Origin of the sequence: Bartonella phoceensis (genome assembly GCF_902825145.1) — a bacterium.
GTDB classification, from domain to species: domain Bacteria; phylum Pseudomonadota; class Alphaproteobacteria; order Rhizobiales; family Rhizobiaceae; genus Bartonella; species Bartonella phoceensis.
In genome coordinates, this window is sequence record NZ_CADEAD010000056.1 from 1 (window position 1) to 399 (window position 399).

Sequence of the window (399 nt, forward strand, 5' to 3'; positions counted from 1 at the left end):
TAACTGCCCCTTTCATAGCTCCACACATGTCTTTCCAAGCAACGGGTGGACCGGCGTGTAGGATGGTGTTTTTAGTCATGCCCGGTACCACATTAATCGCTTGGTCATAGCCAACTAATACTGGTTGGGATTGAATAATGCGCTCAAGGGCTTGTGCGTTAGCCGCTGCAATTTTTTCTTGTAATGCCGCATTACCTTCAATTTGGTCGAGGGCGCGGATCACTGCCACGTTCCCTTGTCCTGGAGGCGTCCAATTTAGGTGAGTGACTGGAACATGTTGTTTTTTCAGGTCATCACTGAACATCTCGATGCCAACGTTGATAACATTTAGCGGTTGTTTAAATAATGAAGTCATTATGCGTTCTCCCCTTTCCACACAAACTCACGTCCTAATAAACC

Annotated in this window: 1 pseudogene; it reads right to left on the reverse strand. The window is 46.4% G+C overall.

From position 1 onward, the window contains the following. Nucleotides 1-223: pseudogene (locus J7R07_RS08060) on the reverse strand (hypothetical protein); the annotation flags it as partial. Nucleotides 224-399 lie beyond the last annotated feature (176 nt).